We start from the raw sequence: 20,919 nt of genomic DNA, 5'->3' as shown, positions 1-20,919 counted from the left end.
CACATTGTGCGGTTACTGTTTACTTGTTCTCAACAAACTGCACATTGTGCGGTTCTGACATACTTTTCTCTTAGTTCGGGATTGTGGTTTAATCGCTCATGCAGTGTGTTTAACTGAGTTAAAGTTCGTGAGGTAAGAGAGCGATCGCCCCTACTCCATTTCTCTACTGCCGATGTTGTCACACCCATTAACTGAGCAAGCTGGTGCTGGTACATTGGATGAAATGAGAGAAAATCATGAAGTGATTGGATTTCTGGTGGGTTGCGATCGCGATCGTTTAAGTCCATCATGTTAATTGCTCCTTCTACAGATAATAGCTGTGTTGGGGAAGTCGTCTCTCAGTGTCGTTACCACTGGGGGGCGCATCTCTTTTCTTTGAAAATTGCTCTACCTGGGGAGACCCCAAGACCGCATTTTCCGCTTTCTCTAGGATTAGTGTAGTATAGCAGCAGATAAAAAGCTATGAGAAAGTGATATGGAAGCTCCCAACTGGGATGAAATAGCCGCTAGGCTGCCAAAAATAGACGATACACGAGTACAGACGGCGAAATTAGCAGACATGGACTATTGGGTTTTAAAGGCTGCTGCTGCCGTCAAAAAAAGGGGCATGGCGGCTGATTCAGCTAGTTTGCTGAGTGCTTCTGTTCGTCGCCTCACTCCTGAATGGTGCGAGTTGATAGCTTTTCAGGCATCGCAAGAAGGATTGAGCTTTGAAGAAATGTTTGTTAGGTTAGCAACCGGAGAATAGTGTGGATGACAATCAAGCACACCTCCAACGCCTACAAGAAATCAAAGATAGATTTGCCAAACTCGGCTGGATAAAGCGTGAAGATATCCTCTAGCTATTGGAGGTATTGGAGGAGTTGTTGAGCGATTTTAAAGAGTGACTCTTCCCAAACAAAACCCTCCTGAAGAATTTTCCAGGAAGGGTTTTGATGTTAAAACAGCCTGTTACTTTTTAGAAATCCGTGACAGTTCCATTGCGGCATCTTCTAAATGCTTAATTACCTGCACGGGATTTGACCGTTGGCGAAACATCCAGATTGCGATCGCATTAAGATTGCTCACAGGATAGTGAAAATTGGCAGTGAGTTTTGATAACCTAGCACGGTTGACAGGTGGCGCGGTAGTCCAGTTTATCCATGCAATCTCATAATCAGACTCAAGAAATTACCCCAGAATTTTTTATCAATCCCGGAATTGACCTAGATACGGGAAGTCAAGAGTTGCTAACTATGGTAAATCTGAGTAAGGAGCAACTCAGGAATAGATGGCTTACTCCAGCAGGGCAAAATATTCTGACACGCTGGAAGGCAAACGGTTTCAAGCGAGACGTGTTAGATCGAATGGTTGGTAAGTACTATGGGCAAACAGATATTCGCGGAATACCCCTACTCAAAGAGAATTTAACCAGAGCAAATTTGAGTAAGATTGATTTCTATAGCGCAAATCTAGAAAATACTAATTTTAAAAATGCGGATCTAACAGATTCCTGGCTATCTGAAACCAACATCAAAGGTGCTTGCTTTGACTATGCCAAGATGAAAGATGTGCTGATTGATAACGTAGAGTTTAGTAATAAAACTAGTTTCACTGGGGTTAGTCTCAGAAGTATAGATTTTAATTTATCTGCTCTATTGCAAGGGTATGCAACCAATCAGCAAAGAATCGAAAGCCTAAAAACTAAGCATCCTATACTGGCAAAAATTCTGTATCTAACCTGCGATTACGGGCGCTCGTTCAGCAGGTTTGTTTTTTGCTGTCTGGCAATGGTTGTCTCGTTTAGCCTGTTATATTGGCTTTCTGCTGGCTCTCTAAGTAAGCCTGGTTTTTGGAATAGCCTCTACTTCTCAATTATGGCATTCACTTCGTTTGGTAGTGAAATTCAGGCACTGTCTGTTGCTGGTAAATTTTTTGCAGCCGTTGAGGTTGTAATTGGTTATTTAATGACTGGCTTGCTGGTAGCGATTTTAATCAGAAAAACCATAGGCGATTAGTTAATGTCTTATCTGCAAACTTAAATAGAACCCAATCAAGAAAACAACAAACCTCTCCTGAAAAGTTATTCAGGAGAGGTTTGTTGGCTTAGGTTGTCTTGTCCAATATGAGTATGAGGCAATCGCTTTTTTCAAAAGAGCTGAGGTACTAAATGAGAAAAATCGCGAGTAGACTATGTGCGTAAAGTTACCTTGTAAAATAATGTTCATTGAAGCCAATAACAAAAACGGCAACAGGATTCTGATCAATACTGACGCGATCGCTTACGTTGATTTTGATGCAGACTTTCCCGACTACAAAACAGGCAAGCTACTAAACGGAGTTAGAATCCACTTCCAAGCATCAACAGGAGATGAAGAAAGCCATTACCTAGCGTTTCAGGATTTTGCTGGGAAAGAAGCCGAAAATCTTCGAGCAGGACTTTCCAAAGCGTTGGGTGCTACTCGATTTTCGTAATAAGCGCAAAGCACAATGCTACTAAAAAAGCCAGCAGGTAGCTGGCTTAAGCTTTAAAAATTCAATATGGATCTAACGTGACTGCTTCAAGAAATTTTGAAGCAGTTCCATAGCCTTTTTTGTATGCTCAAGAGGGTTTTCACCTTCAGAGGCAAAACTTCCTTGGTGCAACACAAGAATTTGATGTGCCTCAGAAAGGCGAGTCAGTGCTTCAGACAATTCTGGGGTTGAGCTTCCGGTGAAAATAACTTCGCGGTTAAAATTAGCCATAATCGTTTGTCATAGGATTTATAGGCAAAGCAACCGTACAAATCTAATCTCCCCAAAAGGATGGGTGCGAGTAAATCCGTGTGATTGACTTGCTTGCATCCAATCTAGCTTGAAATAATGACTCCTAACTAAAAGGTGAAAATTTTCAACTTGCAGCAGATGCCAAGCGATCGCAAAAAATACGAAATAATCAAGGAAAATTTACTACAGACAGAGCAGAGGCGAGAGACGCAAAACTGAGTTTGAGAATTGAACCATCTGTTTTAGAAAAAATTCAAGCGATTCCAGGTTGGCAAGAAAAAGTGCGATCGCTGCTTTATGAATTAGTTGATCAAAGCAGCGATCACACTTTATGAAAAACTTTTCACAAACCATCCTGCAAAATCGCACAAGCTCTCAGGTTGTGTAAATCATTAGATAATTGCTCCCTAATCTTTTCTTCCAGTAGGGCAAGCCAATCAATTCGCTCCATCTGTGCTTCCCAGTGTAAAAAGGGGATTTGTGGCACATGACCCAACACAAGCGCACTCAACGCCACCATCTTAACTGCATTACGTGATGCGAGTTCTGCGAAGTTGGCTCCACGCTGACTGTTGCCTTCAAGGTCAACGTCCCAAATACCAAGAGGATCGCTAACACCATTACGCCAGACGCGCCAGACCGCAAAGCGATGCGTGAGTACAGAGTTGCGTTGATACTCCATCGTTGAGATGCGGATAGGGGTTCCTTGGAAAGTCCCAACCAACTCTGTATGCAACTCTCGGAGATAATCAAGCGTGATGAGGTAATCGCATTGTCCGTGGACGGAAACGATGCGATAGGTTGCTTTTTCTCCTGAGGTGTCGCGCTCAATTCTGAGTACACTGCAATCTGTTCCATCCCACCGCTTGATAATTTTTGGGTAAGTGCGGGGTTTTTTCTTGGGTCTGAATAATTGTTTAATCCAGTGTTGGAGCTTGACGAGCCAGCTATCTGCCACATTACTCTCGCCCCTTTGTAAGGAAATGCCCCACAGCTAATGCGATCGCATCAGTTGGCAATCCCAAAATTCCAGCAATCAATACGACGCAGGGATAGAAGACCTGGGGGTTTAATTCACGTGAGGCGATCGCAAATTTAAACTCTCCAGAGTTATTGATTTTGAAGGAGACATCTATCGACTGGCTCCCAATTAAAGCTGTCAAAAAAAGCGCAAATAGATAAGAGTATCCTTTGCCGAGGCGGGAGTCATTTTTGGGGGGAGCGATCGCCATTGTTTTGGCAAGTGGTGTACTCTCTCAAAATTCCCAAACAAAAAGCGCCACTGTAGGGCAGGAGCGCTCTCAATATGTATGTGTATGTTCAAGCAATTAGGTCAAAGAATATCTGGTGATTGTTGGCGATCCCTGACCCATTAGGGAAAATGTAACTGTGCAGATCGCTGTACTGGTGAGTGACTTGTCCAGATTCATTACCACAGCAGCACCCTTCAGGCCATCGCCCACCGCATAGCCTGCGGGTGGTGGATCTTGCTGCCAAACGTAAACCTCACGCCCTGAAACAGCGTTGCTTGCGGCGTAAAAGACACGACGGAAAGCTTCATCATCGGAAAGTAAATTTGCAGTCCAAGGCAGTTCCCAGGATTGCCCAGTGATTGCGCCATCTTTGTAACCAAGTGGGTCTTCAAAAACCAACACATCAGCCCGATCGCTGTTAATTTTTGCGCTCAACTGAGTACCACCAAGTAGCCGCAATTTAGCCACGTATTCAGCCGTAGAACTGCCTGTTAACGCAGCAGTGATAGCTTCAATGTGCAAACTGGTATCGCCTTCTTTGGCATCCTTGCTCAAGTAAACAGTAAGCTTTGTTGTGCCATTGTCAAAAGTTAAAGGTGTGCCGCCTGCAATGGGACCATCCAAGGCAGTTACAGTGACGCTGGTTGCAGCACTAGTAATGCCACCGCTAGCGGTTACTGTTACGTCAGTCGGTTCGGTGCGATCGCCCAAGGGAAGCAAGGCTACATATAGCTTTACTTTATTACCCGCACCAACTTGAAAAGTTTTAGACATTCTGATCTCCGGAGATTAAACCGGAGTCAGGGTTCCCTCACTTGCCAATCTGTAATAAAAATCTTGCATTGCTCGACAGTTAGCAACTTATCAGAAGCTGGCATTGGGCTAACTCTTTCTATTAGATAATTGGCAGGTAAATCTCCACTCAATAGCCCAACAACTTCCACCAAACTTTTATTTGTATCCCACTGCTTGAGGTGAATTTCCCAGGTATTTGTGTAAGTGCGATCGCCTCCAATATTCGCACTCACATCAGGATATGGCTGCTTGATTACTACTTCCAATCCTGAAACTTTAGTACCATTCTCAGGATAATTCCAGCCTTTATCGGGGTCGGGGAGACAGGCGATCGATGGGGCTGTGGTGCGATCGGGAAATGTGTAAGTTCCTAGTAAGTTTTCTAATATTAGTAATACATCATTGCGTAAAATAAGGATATCAATCATGTGCTGTTATGAAATTAAAGTGGAGAAATTTGAAAAAGTACACAATTCAATTTCATCACCCAAAGTTCCCTTATTGGTTCAGTGATTTTATTGCACTTTCTGAGGAAGCGGCTTTAAAAGAAGCGAGAACAATTTGGGGTAACAAATGTGGAGATATTGCCGTTTACGCTGTTTCGGAAGACTTAAGACTTGGGGTGCTTCCGCTTTTCTATGTAGCCTCGGACGCGCAAACTGAAGCCTACTAAATCAGCTGATGAATAATTTTTCAGGAGGTGCGCTCTTGATAGTCGAAGCACATCCGCTCCCATAAATCCTCAAATATCTTTTCGATTTCTTCTGCTGATTGGAACTTAGAAACGGTTATGCAATAAAGCTTGAGATTTTTTGTAAATTGTACCTCTGAGTCAAGCACTTCTTTGCCTTGTAAGTCGCAAGCATAGATATTAATAAAGTATTTTGTGCCAATAACATCATAAATTCGTTTTTGGAGCAAGAATTCGGCTTTGCGAAAGCCAGTGTTCTTGTATCGCATATACCCTGATGCTAAAAAATCTTGTGAATTCATAACGTAACATTTTCACTTTTCAAGTTCACGATATGCAGCTTTGATAAGAATAGCCAAAACGTTGGCAGTAGCTGGATCAAGATTTTTGTCTGATCGTAGTTGGAGGGCGATCGCCTCTGGCACAGACAAAGGGTTACTAATTTCAGCACCTCTAAAAAATGTAGATGGCGGCACGTCTAGCCAATTACAAAGTGCTGTAAAAGTTTCCATGTCAGGGACGTGTTGCTCTCTCAGGAGGCGCGAAAGCGTAGATGGGCTAATACCAATTTCATTGCTTACCTCACGCAAGCCCTTTGTCCCGCATTTTTTACCAGCCAGGCTTGATAGTCGCTCTAGATCGAGTTGATATTTCACAGATATTTGTTGAGTTGCTGCTGCATAATAACTGAAGCATTACACTCTTCTAATCCTACCTTTGTCCAGGGCCTAGCAGGTAGTTCAGTACAGCTTTTGGTAGTTGCTCCATCATGGACGATCGCAGCATAATCAGCCTCCCAAGTGTACTCTGCGGCGTTAGTAGTACGGCTGATTACCAGTGAATCATAGAGTTCTCCTGTATCGTAAATATCGCGGGGAGACGACACCACATCAGAATTTTGGCGGAGAGTTTCGCGGGGCCATTCCCAGATATCGGAGACGATCGCGTTTTGAAATGCCTCTGCTTGTGCTTCAACTGCCACATCAAAGGCTTTGTTGATAACTGAATTTAATTTGCTTAAGTCGATATTGATTTTACCCATATTTGATATTTAATCGACGAGCGATCGCTTTTACTTTATCCGTAGTGCGACCTTTCTTTGTTTGGCTTAGACCTTTGTTGTTATGATGTCGGCGTTGCTTCATATCAATTCCTCCTAAATATCCCCCGAATTGGTGTAATCGCATCAATCCCCATCGCCACCACATAAGGGGATTGCACCACGGGTAGTAGCTTAAATCTCCCTGTTTCTGGCTTTCCAATTACCACCACAATTTCAATATCTGCTTCTGCCAAAAATTCAATCCCTTGAGGGTAAGCTTGAGGTTCCACTAAATACCCTTCTAGCAGCGTGGCATGACCATCAGCGCCAGCAAATTGCTGGATTTCATTGGCATAACGGTTGACTGTGCTGGTGTCCGTCGTGGGCTTTAAGACTGCTTTGATTATCAGGGGTTGGTAGTTAAGCGATCGGTTGCCGACAGCGTTGATTGTGTAAGTGCGATCGGCAACTTGAAAAGTGAGGATGGTGTTTTCAAAACCAGAAAAGGGTGAGGACATTATTTATCGATCCGGTTGGTGAGTCCCAAAAGTTCCTTCAGACTCCCTGCGAGTTCTGCGCGACTTGAGGCTTTGAATTGCCTTATCCAAATACTCCAAAGCTTCGGTATTTTCTTCGCAAGAATAACCAGAATTTTGAAAATATTCTAATTGACAGTGACAAGCTTCCATAACCTCAATCAAAAAAGCCCCGTTTCTTCCAGCAACATTAATAGGGCCTCTTTGCCACGATATTGTGAAGCCTACGCCAGTTGCAACTCCACCATCATGTGTGCCATCATCATTTGTCCAATTTTGGTTAATAATTGTGATTTGATCTGAAGAAAGTGTCATACATTAACCTCAGTTAATAAACAATGAATCAAGAGCTAGAATTTTTAGAGGTTGAATCCTATCTTGACCCAGAAACTTTTGAGCCATTGGTGAAAATAGAGTTCAACGGTAAAAAACTTCTCATAACCTCAACAGCAGCCACACAAAAAGCGATCGCCATTATCAATGCTGCTGCATACGCTGAATCGGAAGGGGCATTGTTTAAAGCATTAGCTCCAGACATACCCAAAGGTTTTGGCAAGCCTAGCAAAGACGTACAAATGGCAGTTGCAGTATTAAAATTAGTAAGAGAAAAACGGCAACCATTGCCTGTTGATGTCAACGCGATTTTTGGATTTAATACACAAAAACCACTAATACAAATTGATTATCAAGAATTTAAAACTACCCTCCATTTAGATGAAGCTAGAAACCATGCAGCAGTTTTGTTACAAGCATCAGAAGCAGCTAGGTTTGATGCTTTCTGGTTTAAGTTTGGTAAAGAACTAAACATGACTGAAGGTGAAATTCAAGCGGTAATCAATGAATATCGAGTCTATAAAGAACGCTATTCTGTTGAAGCTTTATTTAGGTTATGAAGTTTACCCCGCAGAATAGACAGTGAAGTTGCCCGATGCCACAGTATAAACTCTCCCCAAACCATCACTGAATTTGAGTGTGTAACTCAATTCCACTTCTGAGTCAGGGAAACTCTCTGTGTCGCCAGGATCTAGTGCAAAGCTACCCATCACAGTTTCAATTTTGGTTTGACCATCCACCGCCGGATCGCTTTGATGAACAGCAGATCCCGATTTGACAATTGGCGCGGCAAGCGGATCGTCTTTGCGCTTGGTGGTAAATTCGGCATTCAAGCCATCAAGCTTTTGACCCTGAATCTTGAATGACAGAGGCGTTAAGTCTCCCTTCACCAGCCTTGAACCACTGAACGCAGGTGCGCTTGACCCAGGTTGCAACAGAGTACTCAAGTCAGCCCTGTACAACGAACCTTTAGGAGGCGCTGCGGGGGAGACATTGAGAAAGAACTTGACTTGAGAATTGGTAGTAGACGTGATCACCCCAGGTGGAAACTTCAACTTCCGCTTGAGTGTGCCAGATAAGCCACAAGTGAAGGCGATTGGATCGGGTTTCACAGAGCGTTTTTTACCCAATGCCCCCACGCTGGCGACTGTAGTGGCGGCGATTACCCCAGGTCTACCCAGATTCTTGCGGATTTTAATGGCACTGATGTCAGCAGTGGTGGTGGAGGCGATCGCACCACTTGGAAAATTTAGCTGTGCCATTAGTCAAGAGTGAGGGTAAGGGTATTGGCAGGGATAGCAGGAATCGTACCTGCGCTTATTACTTGAGTGGCAGTTAGCGCGTATCTGCCGAGGTAGTTACCGCCGCTTGTTGCATCAAATAGTTGCACGTGAGTAACTGTGCCTTGAGAGCCTGTAGCCTCCGCAAAGTTAATATCTAAGGCGTTTACCTTGCTGCCAACTGTTGCAATGGGGAAGTTGTTGGTATTGTTGGTAACTCCAACACGGGCATATCCATTGCCACTGGGTTCTGTGCCAGCTAGGGCATCTGTAGGGCTGCTGGTAGCGTAGGCGGCATACAGCGCGGTAATCACATTGAAAGGTACATTACCAAAAAGTTGGTTAAGCAAGGCATTTTTCACGTAGTTGCTCAATCCCCCAGATGCAAACTGCACCGTGAGAGAGCCAACTGGAATCCGCATTGCATCGCCCACAGTGATGTTAATGGGGCTACTCAAGGGGAAGTACACCAGCATATTGCCAGAAGTCGGGGAATCCCAAACGCCGATCGCTTGTACTAATCCATGATTGCTGGTTGCCTCAGCAAACTGAATTTCTGTGGCGTTGGACTTAATTTGGTTAGCAGTGACAGTAAAGTTTGTGGTGTTGTTGGTGACGGCGATCCGAGCATAGCCACCTGAATTTGGTTCAGCGCCAGGGCCAGTTTCACTAGCTACGCCTACCATGTAACCGAAGTATAATATGTTGGGTGTGCCGTAGGGTACGCCACCGAATAGCTGATTTAATAGCTGGGCTTCGCAAAAATCGCTTAAAGAGCCTGACATGAGTTAATTTTTTAGCATTACATCAAGGGCTATGATTCCCTTTTTTAGGAGTTTTTGAGCATCCTGAAAAACTTTTCAAGAATCAAGCATTTTTAATATCTTCTTCTAGGTCTGCCTCATTTGAAACTCCCAAATCAAGCGCTATATTTTCAGCCTGAAGTATTTGCTTACCTGTGTCTAAAGAAACTCCTAGATTCTCACAGAGTTTACTCAAGCTCATTTCTCCAGATTCGTAATTTTTCAGATAGGTTTCAAAATTATTCAGCCAATCTCTGATTGATTCAGAAGGAGTATTACCGTCACCTGCTATCCCTTGCCCAGGATTGATATAAGTTTTCCATGAAATTAGACTTAAGTATTTGGCAGTAGAAAGATGAAGCATCATAATTTAACTGATTTTGGAATGACCGGAACGATTCTAGTTGTAACTTCCGATCCAACTTCTATAAAAGCAGTTGGTTCCACAAATATTCTCAAAATAACTTCTTTGCCAATAACTTCCGTGTTATCTACATCTTCTGCGCTAGGGTTTTCTAAAAGCTGTTTGACCTCATCTATTACTGAATGAGCTTGAGTAGGATTAAGCCGAAAGGCTCTAAACGCTTCAATGATGCTTAGTACTAAAGCCTTCTTAGCATTTTGATGTTGTGTGGTAAATCTTTCCATGTCTTCCTAACTCCTCAATAACATCCCTCCGCCACCCATTGGGTCTGGTGATGGCGGTAAACCCAATTGATAGCGTAGTTTTTCAATCAAGTCATCCCTTTGAGCAAACATTCCGGCACTTCTTGAGCCAGTCTCCCATTCCAAAACATCAGCTTTTTTAAGGGCTGAATTAACAGACGATCGCTCCTGATGTATCGCTAATTCAACGCTTCTGAAAAGATTCATAACAAACATCACTTGCTGCACTAAAAATTCCGATTCAGCTTCAATTCTGTCTAACCTCTGCCAGATATCATCCTTTTGAAATAGCAGTGGTGCTGGGCGGTTTTTCTGGTATTCGGTTGGGGTTAGTGTGGCATCAAATCGGTAGAAGTCATTTGGTGCATCGGCGTATTGCGATCGCATTTGGTCGGTGCGTAGCAGCGCTTCATTGAGGGCGGTGAGGATTTGGTATCTTTGTTCTAGAGTGAATGGCATAAAAGAAGTATTTGTAATATTTATCAAGGATTCCAATATGAGTTACACGCCAAGGCAGTCAGCAGAGATAACAAGAAATTACACAAAGAAATATGTTGATAGGGCTTTATTGACAGTAGAAGACAGAATTGTAGCCGCAATTGAAAGCGATATTTGCGATCGCCGTAGCCTCAAATTTGAATGGCGACATATCCCTGATGATGTTGTAGAAGAGATATTAGAGGTATGGAGAGAAATCGTTAGGCAGGAAATTGGTGTGAGTACACCTGAATTTTCTGTCATTGAACAAGCTCGGCAAATAAAAGTTTTAGCAGTTCAGCTAGAAAATAAGCTACGCACTACAGCGAACGATAAACCAGCCGACATCGACACCGCCCCCCACACTCACAATCCACCCCAGGCGGAATGACATTTTGAATCAGTGTCCAGGTCAACCTCTGATAACTAATACATGATGCACAATGGCGAGACTGAGCATCCAGTAAGCGCTTGGCATAAAATCCAACTTTGCCCCGACTGGTGAATTCGGCTTCAAAAAATGATGTTTTAGCACTCTTGGCATAACTTCCAGCGCGTCTAATCGCCTGTTCTGGCGTGAGTTTCCCATCTGCTAAATCCTGCCCAAAACCATGAAGATATTTGTACTGCTTCTTGAGTTGCGCCCCCACCTTGCCATAATGTGTGGGAGTCAATTGTTTTGTTCCTCCTGCACCTATCGCCGCGTTCCGCAGGTGCGATTCCTTCAAAGTCAACGCCATCCGGGTTTGGAATTCGCCGGTATCAATTTTGCCTTGAGCCAAAAGCCGTGCGTGACCCTTCAATCGCACTTCTAGACGGTTTACCTCTTGGTCAATCAACTTGGTGACATCAGCGACCTTGACAAAGCGCCCTGTCTCCGTATCTCGATATCTATGGCTTTGGCTGTCGAATTGGTAGGGCATTTATGAAAAGTTTTTCATGAGGTTGCGATCGCTTGACCATTTCATCTACATCGGATTGGCGGACGGTGGCGAGGTCAAGCAGTTGGGCTAGGGTTAGGGGTTGTCCAAGGGTTTTCATTTTTCCTAAAGCGTCTAATTGCATAAGGTTTTGAAGGATCTACAAGCCGCCAGCCGTGGCAAACCTTGCCTGTACCACGTAAAACGTTGTAGATATTGGCAACATTTAATCCCCGTTCGCGGCAGAAATGGGTAACACTCTTGAACTCCACAATTTCATTTTCTGGGGAAACCAGCTTGTAAATCATGGTGCAAGCACAGGGTCGTCACTACCCTGTGGTAAATTTTCTGGATTGGCAATTTCAGTCAGTTTCACCTCGGCATCAATGTCAAATTGCCGTGGCAAGACTTTACCCATTTGCAAGAGCATCAATAAGGTGCGATCGCTTATCCGCCCAGAGTCTGCCAAATTTTGCAATTTATCTACCTGCTCTGGTGTAAGCGGTGCTGAAAGCAGGGATTCATCTTGAGTGATGCCGCCGCCCTCAGTCTCCCCGGTGTAAGCTACCCAAAATTTAAATATTTGTTGTAGTGCGCTCTCTTTCCGGCGGGCTACGCCTTTGAGGTTGGCGCTGGTTTTGGTGGAGTCCAAAATTACTTCTGTGGCGGTCTTTTGGTGTTCACCACTGGTCAAAAAGTCCAGCGTCATCCTATCCATCGCCGCTTCTAAGTCTTTGAGGTCGTCTTTGGAGGCGGCGATCGCCACCCCGCTTGGTTCGGCAAAGAAAAAGTCCCCGTCCGTAGGGATGTCCAGCACCGAGTTGGGGCCAATCACCAGAGGGGGGACTTTTTTTATGTCATCTACCGTCTTTATTAATCCCTTCCGCACCGGCACAGGCAAGTTACATTTCCGCAGTACTTCATTTAACTGACTGCGCTTCTGGTAATACTCGATATTGAGTTTTGCGAGATTCAGGAATGGTGCTTTGGCTGCAAATAGCTGTGATTCGGTGACAGAGTAGTAGACTAGGGGAATTTCTAAGAGACTTGTGAAGCCGTGGTCAACTTCTATTAGTTGCTTTTGGTTCTGAACCTCAACAATCTGATAAACGAAATATTCACCTGGTAGCAAGACTCGGTAGTAAGTCGCTTCCTTTTCCCCATAGTCGCCATCCGGCTCACATCGCGTTTCGCGGATGGTTAATTGCGCCAGAGTTGGTTTGCCGTTTAACTTGGTAGTCCGCCAGTTGATAATGTCGCGACGATCGATTAATACCAAGTATGGGCGGCGATCGCTTGCCAATAAATCCGACTGTGATGCAATAGTGGGATCTTCAGTTGGGTATTCAACCATAACCCCGCACCAGCCATCACGGAGGCAGTATTGATCGACCTCGTTGAAAAATGTCCAGAGGTCATTGCCCATCAAGTCGATGTTATTTTTATTTGCCTCGATGCTTGGGGCGGTATCGTCGTTTAGGCTGAAAACGCTTAGAAGTCCGGCATAGTCTTTAATTGCAGGCTCAAAGCGATTGTCAAAAGTCGTGCGCTTGACGCGATCCACCCACGCCTGGGGCGGTTCCTTGACTTCCTTGGGAAGGTAAACCCTTTCTCTGTCCTCTAGCCCATTCCAGCAATCAAGCAATAGCAGCAGATTTCTAGAGTAGGCAGCAGCTGCACCAGACAGGGTTGATGGTAGGTTGTTGGAATTAGTAGGAGGCAAGAGCTACATCACTTTGGGGAGTGTACGTAGCCAAAATTCCCTAAAGACAGAGGCAGGAATTGCACCTGCACTTCCTACTTTCCAGATAGTGTAGGAACGATAGCGCGTGGTGAGGCAGTGCGGTCTTGGGGTCTCCCCAGTGGAGCATCTGCCGAACCCGTAAGGGTAACTCGCGTTCGTGTATTTACTATTTCTACCACTCTGTCAAAAGCGATCACCTCAAGCCGGAACGCCGCTTACTTTGATTGGGAAAATCCCAAGGATGCGGCCAACTTTTTGCAACTGCCGCGACCGGAATCGGTTTGGTCGAGAGGGGTTACAGATGCTTTCCCCACGTCTTGGACGCTTGTTCTTGGAGATGTCTACATCTCTACGAGCAACCTAATTTAGTCGAGAGGCGATCGCATTCAAATTATACAAAATATTGAAGCGATCGCCCTGTCCGCCCACAATACGCATTTTGTAGGGTGAAGCGATCGCATCTATAATATTAACCCCGAATATTAACCTTGAACTTCTGCTGTTTCAGGGGCGTTTGATTTTTCCAGGTAAGCTTTAGCTCCAGCGATAAGCTTTGTTTCCACTTCCGTCATATCTAAACCCTTGAATGAGCGTTTGTAGACTGCTAGTAGCTCTTTTCTAAGTGCCATTCCAAATTCGCTTGTACCTTCAATGAAGGCGGAAACCGCATCAACAATGGTCGTATCGTCTAGGCGCACCTTGTTGAAAAAGTTTTCAAGAGTTATTTGAATTCCCTTAACTGTCAAATTGGCAGAACCGACTGACTTTCCACCCTTGGTTTTAGCGATGTCATCAGGGACTAGTCTTTGGCTTAATAGCTTTGTCGCAGGACTGCGGGAAGATTTTGTTTTGCTGGGAGATTCTGCTGTTGTTGTAGCAGGGGTTATGTCGTCTTTGAATGAACGCGCCCATTCGAGAACCACGCTATCAAAGGCGGTTTCGGTGATCATCTCCGCTCCATGTTCCGTTGGGTGAATTACTTCTTTAGCCCGTCCTAGCAGCATCTTCACTTCTTGGGGCGATTTTGATGTAGCTTTTGCTAAAGTTTCTAAGCTTAAAAATCTTTCCGTGGCGCTGCGAGTCTCGGTGATTCTTTCTGCTGTTGCAACCATATTATTATCTCCAGTTTCTTCACATTCTAAACATATTTCATAGCCTAGAAGTGGATTTATTTTTCCGAAGATTTCTTGGCGATATTCCAGCAGCGTGGAAAGTGTCGCAAACGAGGCGCATCTTAGATTTAAAGTAGTCTTTCCTCTAAATACTGAAATGTAGGGTATCGCTTGGTTTAGCGCTTTTGCCAGCTTCGGCTGATCGAACAAAAGTGAAAGCAGCTGTCCATTGTTAATATTCATAAAATTGCCTAGTTTCTGTTCCTTTTCCCCCTTCCCTGTCAAGAGGCATCAGTGTTAGAGTTCCTTATGTTCTGGTGCTTTGAGGTATTTTTTATGAATAAAGGTGAATTGGTGGATGCTCTGGCCGACAAGGTTGGCGTTACCAAAAAGCAAGCCGATGCGGTTTTGACTGCCACCCTGGAAGCGATTATTGAAGCTGTCTCCAGTGGCGAGAAGGTGACATTGGTGGGGTTTGGAAGCTTTGAGCGGCGCGACAGAGCAGCCCGTGAGGGCAGAAATCCCAAAACCAATGAGAAGATGGAGATTCCAGCAACCAGAGTGCCTGGGTTTTCGGCGGGTAAAGCTTTTAAGGAGAAAGTTGCTGGTGTCTCTGAATCTGCGAAGGTTGCGGCTTAGGGAGTATGCAACAAAACATGAATTTTGCAGCATAAAGTGTTTGGAACTCTAAAACCGTGATATTTCAAGGTCTTCATGAGTTCCATTTCCCGCGTCTCGACTGACCAAAAACTCATTGAGATGTGGTTGCACGGCCGGCCCATCTCTACCCAAAAAGAATACCGCCGCGACGTACAAGCATTTTTTAGGTTTGTAGCCAAAGGACTGGCAGAGTGCAATTTAGAAGATTTGCAAGGCTACTCCAATTACCTGGACGAGAAAGGCATTAAATTAAGTACCAAGCGCCGCAAGTTAAATGTCGTAAAGTCGCTCTACAGTTTTGCCGCCAAATTAAACTATGTTCGCTTCAATGTAGCGGCGGCTCTGAAAATACCCAAAGCTAGCAACTCGCTAGCTGGTCGGATTCTCAAAAAGAAAGAAGTTTTGAAGCTGACCGCCAAGCGTCAAAATGTGAATTTGCGCGATTATTGCTTTTTGAGGCTACTTTATGCCACTGGGATGCGGGTAAGCGAGATATGCCAACTCTTGTGGAGTGATTTTTATGAACGTGACAGTGGGGAAGTTCAAGTAACTATTTTGGGGAAAGGTGACAAAACGCGGACGGTATTAGTACCAGCAACAATCTGGGCAGAGATAGAAGAGTTGCGAGGTAATGCCGATGAAAGTTCGCCCTTATTTGTCTCAGTTAGAGGCAACGCCATAGAACGGACGACAGCACACCGGATAATCAAGCAAGCTGCGGCTGCATCTGGGGTCAAGTCGGAGGTTTCTTGCCATTGGCTGAGGCACGCGCACGCACAGCACGCTTATGCTGGCGGCGCACGCATTGACTTGTTGCGGGACTCTTTAGGACACAGTAATATTAGTGTCACAAATGTATATTTAGAGAGCAATCCAGAGGATTCCAGTAGCAACTACCTCGGACTATGAACTACATCAACGTATCCCGTGCAACTGTTGCTGACCTTCAGCCCAGAAACCGACTCTACGCGTACAATGGCGATCGCCTCTATGTAGCCCGAATTGGTAATTGCGATGATTGGGCTGCCTACAAAGGCAGTGTTAATCAAAGTTTGGATGTAGTGGCAGACTGTGGGATAAAGATTGGCGAGGAAGAGGCGGTGCGTTTGTTTGGGGTTTGCAAGGAAGCTAAATTGAATTATCGTTGGTAGGTTCCAAGCTACCAATCTCCACCAAATCGGGAGCTTCGCCTACTCTGGAATCGGCGATAAAGCCCTCGATCGCATTCTCCTTTGTGCCATACATTTCGCGGATATGAGCGCAATCATCCCTATCCCAAAAATGCTCTACTTGCTGCTGTGCCCTCTGTCTTGCTCTTTCGGGCGACAAGCTAACAAAGATACGCTCACACGCTAGTGGTTGGTAGTTAAAAAGGCGGCGGTCTAAATGCCAGTCAACGTGTTTCAGCATTTTATCCCCAGCGCGGTTACTCACACAAAATGGTGTCACACCGTCGCGTGAGTTCCAGATCCACTCAACCTCACTGCCATCCTCAGCAGCGTATTTCATCAGGCAGAATGCTTCTCTGTGGCGATATCCGTCAAAGCTTCTCATAATCCTTACATCCCTGGCACTCCCCACTGGGATTTATAGCACACCGAATGTAGGGCGATCGCGCATTCCACTTGCAAGTCACATCACCGATAAATTGCGGCTCCCGACAAGCATTATTCAAAGCGTCACAGAGTTCAGCAGAACTAATTCCAGTCCTTGCTAACCTCCGAAAAACCTCCGACATTGCTTGTATATCGGTAGTTTCAGCCCGACTCAAAGCATCCATGTCCATGACTTTTTGATACATTCTGCGCTCATGAACCGTTGCCCATATCCAAAGAGCAGTAAATATCAGCCCGAAGACAAACCACCAGCCGCCTTGGGCAATCATTAAAATGTTGGTCGCAGCGATCACTAACATTCCAATCATCGTGAACCAATCAAAGTTTTTCATAATGTGTGCATCCTTCACACGGGCCGCACGGGTTCACCGCACAGCGTAACATTCTTGATCCTGCATTATATTTGCAAGTCCGCAGCCCAAGCCCCTCATATTCACTACCTGCGTGGATGTCGTCGTATCTGTCTAATAAGCGTCCAAATGAGGAGCGATTTTCTTCCGAGACAATTGCTCCTTCTCTTCTTCGTAGACCGGGAAGCTCGATTGAGCGTTCCAAATATGGCAGTGGCTCTAGCCATCGGTCGAAAAATCCACCTCCGGGCAGTTCAATTTGCCCTTGCTCAATCATCTGGCTAATTCGCTCAAAGGAAGCCAGTCTGTTAATTCTTGGGCGGGTGGTGAAAGTGATACGGGGTTCATCCGCCCAACTACGGGAGGTGTTCACCTGCTGAGTGTTAGGAGAAAACAGAAACCAGCCTTGTTGACCATCTTCGACCCATCCCAGTAATTTGCCTTGCAGCAACATTCCACCAATTTCTACACTGTCACCTCTTCTGACAGCATCAGATGGAATCCGCGCCCTAATTGTTACTGTTGCGTGGTTGCTGATTAAGTCCCCATCCTGCATTACCTCATGCAGAATCAAATTAACTGACCTTTTCCCTCTCTGGTGAATTTTTGCAAAATGCTCATCTCTCCACATGACGATAACCCAGTTTTGACCGTCATCGTTCGCATCATTCGGGATGGATCTTCTGATGTATTCGCAAATTTCACTGACTACACAATTAAACAGCCTATTTTCTCTAAAGCGTTCAAGGTCTTCGATGCTTATAAAATGTCTTACTCTATGCTGCCTACTGGGGGCGTGTCGTCCAAAATCAAAATTAATCGTCCAGTTCTGGCATTCTTGGTCATGATATGCGTTAACTCTGAATTGCAAATCAAGCTGCTCGACTACGGCTTTAATTAAGCGCTTGATGTCGCCCGTATCAATTTCATCCGTCCCATCAGTCCACAGACGCAAATCGCAGTTCGGTGCAAATTCTAAAATGCTCTCAATCTGGTTCATTTCTTAATAGTTCTGGTAACAAACCCCTAGCTTCCCTACAACGATAGCCGAGATGCTCAATTAATTCTTTGAGCGTGTAAGCTTCTCCTGAAAAGTAATCAAATATCCCTGCTTGTGTCCAACTTTGACACTGATTAATATTTTCTAAGCTTCGCTCTATTACCTTCAAAGCGCTTACCAATTCCTGATACTTTTTGGCTTGCTGTTTTCTCTCCCATTTGTCCAACCAAGGACGAGACAGAGTATCGGCATCGCGCTCCAAAATATAGACTTTCTCTAGGAAGTCAATCTTATCCTCCCAATTGCCCTTCAAACTCCAGCCCTCATACTTGCTGGAAAATTTTTCATAAACGATCAACTGGATTTTGTATTTATCCCAAAGTTTTTGTCTGTGGGTGCGATCGTATCCTACAAGGTAGCCGCATCCTGGGATTCTAAGCTTTATATAGTGTGAATCAGTGGGAGACTTCCGGTGATTCAAGTACCCGCAGATATCACGCCACAACCTCACATCTTCGTAGGTTATAGGCGCATCCCATTTGTCGATTAGCTCCTCACAGAATCTCAGTCCGTCGTCAACATCCAGGCAGGTTTTTGGCAAGTATTCGTAATTAGTGCGATCGCCAGCCTCATCATAAATCGCATAAGCCCAATACATATCATGCTGGCTGTTACTACCTCCCCCGGCATAAATACAAATTTGTCGGTCACGATAGGGTGAACAACAGCAAAATTTTAGGGCATCCTCAATGCGTTCTGGGGGAAAATTACTCATAAAAAAATCGTTGGACAAATCAGACAAAAAGGTTGCGATCGCTACTCAGTAGGGAATTCTGGATTTGTCTATAAGATCATAATTTCTATATTGTCCAAATAATGTCCAGGAAGAAAGACGGCGATAAAATCAAGCTTGCCGAGGCAAAGTATATTACAGGTGAGTCACCCGAAGACATCGCCACCGTCCTTGGTGTCTCCCGCCGGACTATTGATCGCTGGGCAAAAGATGGTAATTGGGACTCGCACCGACAAAATGCTAAAAGCAGCAATGTCATTCAATTGCAATCAAAGCCAAGGGAGAAGCTTGGTGGGGCGAAGCTACGGGAAGTTGTGCAAGGGCGACGCGATACGAATGAGGAACTAGAGGATCTAAAAGTAATTCAAAGTGCGATCGCTGATATTCACGGCAGTCTACCAGAGACAGAACTTGGTAAAGGTAGTATGGCGACGGCGCTTGTAAAACTCATCGAACTGAAGCGTAAATTGAAACCTGAGACGGTAGCTGATTTGGTGGAGAGAGCGATCGAACTTGATGTTGGCCCTGAAGAATTTTTAACTGAGTTGAAAAATGCGTGGCAAAGAAGGGCGTAAGCGCGAGGCAGAAGTGGGATGAGGCTTTAGCTCAAATCGCATCTCTTGAAAAAGAATTGAGCAATCGTCTATGGCAACCTTTACCTGGGCCACAAACAATTGCTTATGAATCAACAGCTGATGAAACTTTCTATGGCGGGGCAGCTGGTGGGGGGAAAAGTTTTTTGATTTTGGGCTTGGCGCTGACCACCCATCAAAACTCAATCATCTTTCGGCGTGAATACCCCCAATTAAAGGGGCTACTCAAGGATTGCAGAAAAATTCTCAAGGGTACAGGCGCTCGATACAATTCCACTGAAAAAATGTGGAGTGGATTACCAGGGGGGCGAAGTCTTGAGTTTGGAGCTTGTCAGCATGAGGAGGATGTTGAAAAATTTCAAGGCCGCCCCCATGATCTTAAGGCGATAGACGAAATCACCCACTTCAGTAAATCTCAGTTCAAGTTTTTGACTGGCTGGTTGCGAACTGATGACCCTAACCAAAAATGCCGCGTAGTTTGCACTGGTAATCCACCCACTACATCTGAAGGGCGTTGGGTGATTGAGTACTGGGCCCCCTGGCTTGACCCCAAACATCCGAATCCAGCCGTACCGGGAGAGTTGCGTTGGTTTGTTGTTTTAGATGGTAAGGATGTAGAGGTTGAATCGGGCAAGCCGTTTGAGTACACAGATAGCGAAGGTAAAACAGAATTAGTTACGCCGCGATCACGTACCTTCATTCCTGCCAAGATTGAAGACAACCCCATATATATGAAGACTGGCTATAAGTCAGTACTTCAGTCATTGCCCGAACCACTGCGAAGTCAAATGCTTAAGGGGGACTTTGCGGCAGGTGTTGAGGATGATCCGTGGCAGGTTATCCCAACTGAATGGGTGCTAGCGGCAATGAAGCGATGGGATAAGCGCCCTAAAATTCCCATGACCTGCTTGGGTGTAGATGTCGCCCGTGGTGGTTCCGCCAAAACTGTCATTGCTCCCAGATACGGTAATTTCCTTGACAAATTGCAAAAACACGCAGGCAAGACTACCCCAAACGGCGGGGCGATCGCATCTCTGGCACAAGTGGAGTTACAGGGTGATGCATACATCCACATAGATATTTGTGGTGTTGGCTCCAGTCCTTATGATGCTTGCATTGAGCGGGGATTAAATGCTCATGCTGCCAATGGTGCTGGCGGCTCATCTCTTCGAGATAAAAGCGGCAAGTTTGGGTTTATCAATAAGCGTGCTGAGTGGTACTGGCACTTGCGTGAAATTTTAGATCCGACAAGTGGTGATGATATTGCCTTGCCCGACGACCCCGAACTTCTAGCCGATTTAACAGCACCTAGATGGAAAATTACTTCATCCTCCAAAATCCAAATTGAAGCAAAGGACGACATTCAAAAACGTATTGGGCGAAGTCCTGATGCAGGTGATGCAGTCGTCTATGCCTTTGGCAATGTGGAATTTGCTGTTTGGGCGGAAGATATCGCTACCTGGGGCTGACGTAACTTTATGAAGTAAATACCATTTTTAGGTACTCCCTA

At 45.0% G+C, this 20,919-nt stretch carries 37 protein-coding genes; 12 read left to right on the top strand and 25 right to left on the bottom strand.

The window, feature by feature from the left end:
* Window positions 1-29: 29 nt before the first annotated feature.
* Window positions 30-290 carry a helix-turn-helix transcriptional regulator gene (locus FBB35_RS22315; RefSeq protein WP_174711461.1) on the bottom strand — a complete coding sequence of 87 codons (261 nt, stop codon included), beginning with the start codon at window positions 288-290 and terminating at the stop codon, window positions 30-32.
* Between the two features lie 185 nt (window positions 291-475).
* Between FBB35_RS22315 and FBB35_RS22310 the strand changes: the two genes are divergently transcribed.
* The 3 genes from FBB35_RS22310 to FBB35_RS22300 all read left to right on the top strand — a co-directional run bounded on the left by FBB35_RS22310 (window position 476) and on the right by FBB35_RS22300 (window position 2,454).
* Window positions 476-748 (top strand): hypothetical protein, encoded by a 273-nt coding sequence (locus FBB35_RS22310; RefSeq protein WP_174711460.1) that lies wholly within the window; start codon window positions 476-478, stop codon window positions 746-748.
* Between the two features lie 394 nt (window positions 749-1,142).
* The gene (locus FBB35_RS22305; RefSeq protein WP_174711459.1) at window positions 1,143-1,997 is read left to right on the top strand and encodes a pentapeptide repeat-containing protein; all 855 of its coding nucleotides are present in this window, start codon (window positions 1,143-1,145) and stop codon (window positions 1,995-1,997) included.
* Window positions 1,998-2,199: 202 nt separating this feature from the next.
* Window positions 2,200-2,454, top strand: coding sequence for a hypothetical protein (locus tag FBB35_RS22300; protein ID WP_174711458.1), 255 nt, complete (start codon window positions 2,200-2,202; stop codon window positions 2,452-2,454).
* Between the two features lie 72 nt (window positions 2,455-2,526).
* Here FBB35_RS22300 and FBB35_RS22295 read toward each other — a convergent pair whose 3' ends face one another.
* The 5 genes from FBB35_RS22295 to FBB35_RS22275 form a co-directional block, all read right to left on the bottom strand.
* Window positions 2,527-2,724 (bottom strand): hypothetical protein, encoded by a 198-nt coding sequence (locus tag FBB35_RS22295; protein WP_174711457.1) that lies wholly within the window; start codon window positions 2,722-2,724, stop codon window positions 2,527-2,529.
* Window positions 2,725-3,088: 364 nt separating this feature from the next.
* Complete coding sequence (locus tag FBB35_RS22290) at window positions 3,089-3,703, bottom strand: hypothetical protein (RefSeq protein ID WP_174711456.1); 615 nt, start codon at window positions 3,701-3,703, stop codon at window positions 3,089-3,091.
* Window position 3,704: 1 nt separating this feature from the next.
* Window positions 3,705-3,977: a hypothetical protein gene (locus FBB35_RS22285; protein WP_174711455.1), complete on the bottom strand. Its 273-nt coding sequence runs from the start codon at window positions 3,975-3,977 to the stop codon at window positions 3,705-3,707.
* 96 nt (window positions 3,978-4,073) lie between these two features.
* Window positions 4,074-4,772 (bottom strand): hypothetical protein, encoded by a 699-nt coding sequence (locus FBB35_RS22280; RefSeq protein WP_174711454.1) that lies wholly within the window; start codon window positions 4,770-4,772, stop codon window positions 4,074-4,076.
* A 26-nt stretch (window positions 4,773-4,798) separates the two neighbouring features.
* On the bottom strand, window positions 4,799-5,221 hold the full coding sequence (locus FBB35_RS22275; RefSeq protein ID WP_174711453.1) for a hypothetical protein: 423 nt from the start codon (window positions 5,219-5,221) through the stop codon (window positions 4,799-4,801).
* An 8-nt stretch (window positions 5,222-5,229) separates the two neighbouring features.
* Here FBB35_RS22275 and FBB35_RS22270 point away from each other — a divergent pair, with 8 nt between their 5' ends.
* The gene (locus FBB35_RS22270; protein WP_174711452.1) at window positions 5,230-5,466 is read left to right on the top strand and encodes a hypothetical protein; all 237 of its coding nucleotides are present in this window, start codon (window positions 5,230-5,232) and stop codon (window positions 5,464-5,466) included.
* A gap of 20 nt (window positions 5,467-5,486) precedes the next feature.
* Here the strand turns inward: FBB35_RS22270 and FBB35_RS22265 are convergent, their stop codons facing one another.
* The 5 genes from FBB35_RS22265 to FBB35_RS22245 form a co-directional block, all read right to left on the bottom strand.
* On the bottom strand, window positions 5,487-5,786 hold the full coding sequence (locus tag FBB35_RS22265; protein WP_174711451.1) for a hypothetical protein: 300 nt from the start codon (window positions 5,784-5,786) through the stop codon (window positions 5,487-5,489).
* A gap of 12 nt (window positions 5,787-5,798) precedes the next feature.
* On the bottom strand, window positions 5,799-6,140 hold the full coding sequence (locus FBB35_RS22260) for a helix-turn-helix domain-containing protein (protein ID WP_174711450.1): 342 nt from the start codon (window positions 6,138-6,140) through the stop codon (window positions 5,799-5,801).
* The gene (locus FBB35_RS22255) at window positions 6,137-6,526 is read right to left on the bottom strand and encodes a hypothetical protein (RefSeq protein ID WP_174711449.1); all 390 of its coding nucleotides are present in this window, start codon (window positions 6,524-6,526) and stop codon (window positions 6,137-6,139) included. The genes FBB35_RS22260 and FBB35_RS22255 overlap by 4 nt, the downstream gene beginning before the upstream one ends.
* Window positions 6,527-6,630: 104 nt before the next feature.
* Window positions 6,631-7,044: a hypothetical protein gene (locus FBB35_RS22250; RefSeq protein WP_174711448.1), complete on the bottom strand. Its 414-nt coding sequence runs from the start codon at window positions 7,042-7,044 to the stop codon at window positions 6,631-6,633.
* 3 nt (window positions 7,045-7,047) lie between these two features.
* Entirely contained in the window at window positions 7,048-7,377 is a 330-nt protein-coding gene (locus tag FBB35_RS22245) for a hypothetical protein (protein WP_174711447.1), read from the bottom strand.
* A 23-nt stretch (window positions 7,378-7,400) separates the two neighbouring features.
* Between FBB35_RS22245 and FBB35_RS22240 the strand changes: the two genes are divergently transcribed.
* Window positions 7,401-7,955 (top strand): hypothetical protein, encoded by a 555-nt coding sequence (locus FBB35_RS22240; RefSeq protein WP_174711446.1) that lies wholly within the window; start codon window positions 7,401-7,403, stop codon window positions 7,953-7,955.
* Between the two features lie 3 nt (window positions 7,956-7,958).
* On the opposite strand, the gene FBB35_RS22235 is transcribed toward FBB35_RS22240, so the two are convergent.
* The 5 genes from FBB35_RS22235 to FBB35_RS22215 form a co-directional block, all read right to left on the bottom strand.
* Window positions 7,959-8,657, bottom strand: coding sequence for a hypothetical protein (locus FBB35_RS22235; protein WP_174711445.1), 699 nt, complete (start codon window positions 8,655-8,657; stop codon window positions 7,959-7,961).
* Window positions 8,657-9,460 carry a hypothetical protein gene (locus tag FBB35_RS22230; protein ID WP_174711444.1) on the bottom strand — a complete coding sequence of 268 codons (804 nt, stop codon included), beginning with the start codon at window positions 9,458-9,460 and terminating at the stop codon, window positions 8,657-8,659. The genes FBB35_RS22235 and FBB35_RS22230 overlap by 1 nt, the downstream gene beginning before the upstream one ends.
* 82 nt (window positions 9,461-9,542) lie before the next feature.
* On the bottom strand, window positions 9,543-9,845 hold the full coding sequence (locus FBB35_RS22225) for a hypothetical protein (RefSeq protein ID WP_174711443.1): 303 nt from the start codon (window positions 9,843-9,845) through the stop codon (window positions 9,543-9,545).
* Window positions 9,842-10,126: a hypothetical protein gene (locus FBB35_RS22220; protein WP_174711442.1), complete on the bottom strand. Its 285-nt coding sequence runs from the start codon at window positions 10,124-10,126 to the stop codon at window positions 9,842-9,844. The genes FBB35_RS22225 and FBB35_RS22220 overlap by 4 nt, the downstream gene beginning before the upstream one ends.
* Window positions 10,127-10,132: 6 nt before the next feature.
* Entirely contained in the window at window positions 10,133-10,603 is a 471-nt protein-coding gene (locus FBB35_RS22215) for a hypothetical protein (RefSeq protein ID WP_174711441.1), read from the bottom strand.
* Between the two features lie 37 nt (window positions 10,604-10,640).
* On the opposite strand from FBB35_RS22215, the gene FBB35_RS22210 reads away from it, so the two are divergent.
* The gene (locus tag FBB35_RS22210; protein WP_174711440.1) at window positions 10,641-11,012 is read left to right on the top strand and encodes a hypothetical protein; all 372 of its coding nucleotides are present in this window, start codon (window positions 10,641-10,643) and stop codon (window positions 11,010-11,012) included.
* Here the strand turns inward: FBB35_RS22210 and FBB35_RS22205 are convergent.
* The 4 genes from FBB35_RS22205 to FBB35_RS22190 are packed head-to-tail and all read right to left on the bottom strand — an operon-like array spanning window position 10,942 to window position 13,264.
* Complete coding sequence (locus FBB35_RS22205; protein ID WP_174711439.1) at window positions 10,942-11,544, bottom strand: hypothetical protein; 603 nt, start codon at window positions 11,542-11,544, stop codon at window positions 10,942-10,944. The two genes, FBB35_RS22210 and FBB35_RS22205, sit on opposite strands and share 71 nt — an antisense overlap.
* Window positions 11,513-11,662, bottom strand: coding sequence for a hypothetical protein (locus FBB35_RS22200; RefSeq protein WP_174711438.1), 150 nt, complete (start codon window positions 11,660-11,662; stop codon window positions 11,513-11,515). Before FBB35_RS22200 ends, FBB35_RS22205 begins: the two co-directional genes overlap by 32 nt.
* Window positions 11,619-11,849, bottom strand: coding sequence for a hypothetical protein (locus tag FBB35_RS22195; RefSeq protein WP_174711437.1), 231 nt, complete (start codon window positions 11,847-11,849; stop codon window positions 11,619-11,621). The genes FBB35_RS22200 and FBB35_RS22195 overlap by 44 nt, the downstream gene beginning before the upstream one ends.
* Complete coding sequence (locus FBB35_RS22190; RefSeq protein WP_174711436.1) at window positions 11,846-13,264, bottom strand: DUF4055 domain-containing protein; 1,419 nt, start codon at window positions 13,262-13,264, stop codon at window positions 11,846-11,848. The genes FBB35_RS22195 and FBB35_RS22190 overlap by 4 nt, the downstream gene beginning before the upstream one ends.
* A gap of 117 nt (window positions 13,265-13,381) precedes the next feature.
* Here FBB35_RS22190 and FBB35_RS22185 point away from each other — a divergent pair, with 117 nt between their 5' ends.
* Entirely contained in the window at window positions 13,382-13,654 is a 273-nt protein-coding gene (locus tag FBB35_RS22185) for a hypothetical protein (RefSeq protein ID WP_174711435.1), read from the top strand.
* A gap of 113 nt (window positions 13,655-13,767) precedes the next feature.
* On the opposite strand, the gene FBB35_RS22180 is transcribed toward FBB35_RS22185, so the two are convergent.
* On the bottom strand, window positions 13,768-14,640 hold the full coding sequence (locus tag FBB35_RS22180) for a hypothetical protein (RefSeq protein WP_174711434.1): 873 nt from the start codon (window positions 14,638-14,640) through the stop codon (window positions 13,768-13,770).
* 93 nt (window positions 14,641-14,733) lie between these two features.
* Between FBB35_RS22180 and FBB35_RS22175 the strand changes: the two genes are divergently transcribed.
* The 3 genes from FBB35_RS22175 (at window position 14,734) to FBB35_RS22165 (ending at window position 16,208) form a co-directional block, all read left to right on the top strand.
* Window positions 14,734-15,036, top strand: coding sequence for an HU family DNA-binding protein (locus tag FBB35_RS22175; protein WP_174711433.1), 303 nt, complete (start codon window positions 14,734-14,736; stop codon window positions 15,034-15,036).
* Between the two features lie 75 nt (window positions 15,037-15,111).
* The gene (locus tag FBB35_RS22170; RefSeq protein WP_174711432.1) at window positions 15,112-15,966 is read left to right on the top strand and encodes a tyrosine-type recombinase/integrase; all 855 of its coding nucleotides are present in this window, start codon (window positions 15,112-15,114) and stop codon (window positions 15,964-15,966) included.
* A complete protein-coding gene (locus FBB35_RS22165; RefSeq protein WP_174711431.1) occupies window positions 15,963-16,208 on the top strand; it encodes a hypothetical protein in 246 nt (81 codons plus the stop codon). The genes FBB35_RS22170 and FBB35_RS22165 overlap by 4 nt, the downstream gene beginning before the upstream one ends.
* Here FBB35_RS22165 and FBB35_RS22160 read toward each other — a convergent pair.
* Genes FBB35_RS22160 through FBB35_RS22145 form a run of 4 tightly spaced genes read right to left on the bottom strand, consistent with a single transcriptional unit; the run spans window position 16,186 to window position 18,798 of the window.
* On the bottom strand, window positions 16,186-16,611 hold the full coding sequence (locus tag FBB35_RS22160) for a hypothetical protein (RefSeq protein ID WP_174711430.1): 426 nt from the start codon (window positions 16,609-16,611) through the stop codon (window positions 16,186-16,188). The genes FBB35_RS22165 and FBB35_RS22160 overlap by 23 nt on opposite strands.
* Window positions 16,598-17,005, bottom strand: coding sequence for a DUF6464 family protein (locus FBB35_RS35875; RefSeq protein ID WP_174707967.1), 408 nt, complete (start codon window positions 17,003-17,005; stop codon window positions 16,598-16,600). Before FBB35_RS35875 ends, FBB35_RS22160 begins: the two co-directional genes overlap by 14 nt.
* Entirely contained in the window at window positions 16,992-18,023 is a 1,032-nt protein-coding gene (locus FBB35_RS35870) for a DUF6464 family protein (protein WP_174707966.1), read from the bottom strand. The genes FBB35_RS35875 and FBB35_RS35870 overlap by 14 nt, the downstream gene beginning before the upstream one ends.
* Window positions 18,010-18,798 (bottom strand): hypothetical protein, encoded by a 789-nt coding sequence (locus FBB35_RS22145; protein WP_174711429.1) that lies wholly within the window; start codon window positions 18,796-18,798, stop codon window positions 18,010-18,012. Before FBB35_RS22145 ends, FBB35_RS35870 begins: the two co-directional genes overlap by 14 nt.
* Window positions 18,799-18,899: 101 nt before the next feature.
* On the opposite strand from FBB35_RS22145, the gene FBB35_RS22140 reads away from it, so the two are divergent.
* A complete protein-coding gene (locus FBB35_RS22140; RefSeq protein WP_174711428.1) occupies window positions 18,900-19,391 on the top strand; it encodes a helix-turn-helix domain-containing protein in 492 nt (163 codons plus the stop codon).
* On the top strand, window positions 19,373-20,878 hold the full coding sequence (locus FBB35_RS22135) for a terminase family protein (RefSeq protein ID WP_217481670.1): 1,506 nt from the start codon (window positions 19,373-19,375) through the stop codon (window positions 20,876-20,878). The genes FBB35_RS22140 and FBB35_RS22135 overlap by 19 nt, the downstream gene beginning before the upstream one ends.
* Window positions 20,879-20,919: the final 41 nt, after the last annotated feature.

Source organism: Nostoc sp. TCL240-02 (assembly GCF_013343235.1).
Taxonomy (GTDB): domain Bacteria; phylum Cyanobacteriota; class Cyanobacteriia; order Cyanobacteriales; family Nostocaceae; genus Nostoc.
Note: the sequence above shows the minus strand (reverse complement) of the source record. Positions and strands in the feature narration are given on the sequence as shown.